Here is a 3,120-nt window from a genome sequence, read left to right on the forward strand (position 1 = left end):
CTACTTTAGTAACACTAACTTCTGTCGCTTAAACCACTTTGGCGTTGTATGGTTAAGCCTCACGGGTAATTAGTACAAGTTAGCTTAACATATCACTATGCTTCCACACCTTGCCTATCAACGTTGTAGTCTCCAACGGCCCTTCAGAGAGCTTATAGCTCTAGTGAGAACTCATCTCGAGGCCTGCTTCGCGCTTAGATGCTTTCAGCGCTTATCAGTTCCGAACGTAGCTACCGGGCAATGCCATTGGCATGACAACCCGAACACCAGCGGTTCGTTCACTCCGGTCCTCTCGTACTAGGAGCAACCCCTCTCAATTCTCAAACGCCCACGGCAGATAGGGACCGAACTGTCTCACGACGTTCTAAACCCAGCTCGCGTACCACTTTAAATGGCGAACAGCCATACCCTTGGGACCGACTTCAGCCCCAGGATGTGATGAGCCGACATCGAGGTGCCAAACACCGCCGTCGATATGAACTCTTGGGCGGTATCAGCCTGTTATCCCCGGAGTACCTTTTATCCGTTGAGCGATGGCCCTTCCATTCAGAACCACCGGATCACTATGACCTACTTTCGTACCTGCTCGACGTGTCTGTCTCGCAGTTAAGCTGGCTTCTACCATTACACTAACCGTACGATGTCCGACCGTACTTAGCCAACCTTCGTGCTCCTCCGTTACTCTTTGGGAGGAGACCGCCCCAGTCAAACTACCCACCAGGCACTGTCCGCAATCCCGATCAGGGACCTACGTTAGAACATCAAAACTACAAGGGTGGTATTTCAAGGTTGACTCCACACAATCTAGCGACTGTGCTTCTAAGTCTCCCACCTATCCTACACATGTAGGTTCAATGTTCAGTGCCAAGCTGTAGTAAAGGTTCACGGGGTCTTTCCGTCTAGCCGCGGGTACACAGCATCTTCACTGCGATTTCAATTTCACTGAGTCTCGGGTGGAGACAGCGTGGCCATGGTTACACCATTCGTGCAGGTCGGAACTTACCCGACAAGGAATTTCGCTACCTTAGGACCGTTATAGTTACGGCCGCCGTTTACCGGGGCTTCGATCAAGAGCTTCGACCTAAGTCTAACCCCATCAATTAACCTTCCGGCACCGGGCAGGTGTCACACCGTATACGTCATCTTACGATTTTGCACAGTGCTGTGTTTTTAATAAACAGTCCCAGCCACCTGGTCACTGCGGCTCTCAATCGCTTAGGGAGTAAATCCCATCACAATCAAGAGCGTACCTTCTCCCGAAGTTACGGTACAATTTTGCCTAGTTCCTTCACCCGAGTTCTCTCAAGCGCCTTAGTATTCTCTACCTGACCACCTGTGTCGGTTTGGGGTACGATTCGAAATAATCTGAAGCTTAGAGGCTTTTCCTGGAAGTAGGGCATCAGCAACTTCACTACCGTGGTAGCTCGTCTCGTGTCTCAGCCTAACAACGACCCGGATTTACCTAAGTCATTAGCCTACTCACTTTCACATGGACAACCAACGCCATGCTTGCTTAGCCTGCTCCGTCCCCCCATCGCAATTATTCCAAGTACGGGAATATTAACCCGTTTCCCATCGACTACGCTCTTCAGCCTCGCCTTAGGGGTCGACTTACCCTACCCTGATTAACATGGGATAGGAACCCTTGGTCTTCCGGCGTGCGGGTTTTTCACCCGCATTATCGTTACTCATGTCAGCATTCGCACTTCTGATACGTCCAGCATACCTCCCGGTACACCTTCAACCGCTTACAGAACGCTCCCCTACCACTTGTCCTAAGACAAATCCGCAGCTTCGGTGATATGTTTAGCCCCGTTACATCTTCCGCGCAGGCCGACTCGACTAGTGAGCTATTACGCTTTCTTTAAAGGGTGGCTGCTTCTAAGCCAACCTCCTAGCTGTTTTAGCCTTCCCACATCGTTTCCCACTTAACATATACTTTGGGACCTTAGCTGGCGGTCTGGGTTGTTTCCCTCTTCACGATGGACGTTAGCACCCACCGTGTGTCTCCCGGATAGTACTTTACGGTATTCGGAGTTTGCAAAGGGTTGGTAAGTCGGGATGACCCCCTAGCCTTAACAGTGCTCTACCCCCGTAAGTATTCGTCCGAGGCTCTACCTAAATAGATTTCGGGGAGAACCAGCTATCTCCCGGTTTGATTAGCCTTTCACTCCTAGCCACAGGTCATCCCCTAACTTTTCAACGTTAGTGGGTTCGGTCCTCCAGTTGATGTTACTCAACCTTCAACCTGCCCATGGCTAGATCACCGGGTTTCGGGTCTATACCCTGCAACTAAGCGCCCAGTTAAGACTCGCTTTCGCTACGGCTACCCTAATCGGTTAACCTCGCTACAGAATATAAGTCGCTGACCCATTATACAAAAGGTACGCAGTCACCTAACAAGTAGGCTCCTACTGCTTGTACGTATACGGTTTCAGGTTCTATTTCACTCCCCTCACAGGGGTTCTTTTCGCCTTTCCCTCACGGTACTGGTTCACTATCGGTCAGTTGGGAGTATTTAGCCTTAGATGATGGTCCACCTATATTCAGTCAAAGTTTCACGTGCTCCGACCTACTCGATTTCACTGCTTATAAATTTTTGTGTACGGGACTATCACCCTGTATCGTGGCACTTTCCAGAGCCTTCCACTAATTACAAAACAGCTTAAGGGCTGTTCCGATTTCGCTCGCCGCTACTTTCGGAATCTCGGTTGATTTCTTTTCCTACGGGTACTTAGATGTTTCAGTTCTCCGCGTTCGCCTCATATGGCTATGTATTCACCATATGATACCTGCAAGCAGGTGGGTTTCCCCATTCGGAAATCCTAGTCTCAAGCGCCTCTTACTGGCTCAACTAGGCTTATCGCAAGTTAGTACGTCCTTCATCGCCTCCAACTGCCAAGGCATCCACCGTATACGCTTAGTCACTTAACCATACAACCCAAAATGGTTTGTATCGTCAAAGACAGTTTAAACTTCGCCAGAAGTTAATATTGAATACTAAAGTAGATGCTAATTAATCATTGATTAATTGGCATTGTTTTACTTTTGAAAACTCTTTATAGATATAAATATCTATAAGAATTTATTTATCAGCTTTTCCAAATTTTTAAAGAGCAA

Annotated in this window: 1 rRNA gene; it reads right to left on the reverse strand. The window is 48.6% G+C overall.

Annotated features, from left to right (window positions below):
* Positions 1 to 48: 48 nt before the first annotated feature.
* Positions 49 to 2,934, reverse strand: a 23S ribosomal RNA gene (locus J8L97_RS22535).
* Positions 2,935 to 3,120 lie beyond the last annotated feature (186 nt).

The sequence above is a fragment of the Pseudoalteromonas sp. MMG012 genome (genome assembly GCF_018100875.1).
Taxonomy (GTDB): domain Bacteria; phylum Pseudomonadota; class Gammaproteobacteria; order Enterobacterales; family Alteromonadaceae; genus Pseudoalteromonas; species Pseudoalteromonas aurantia.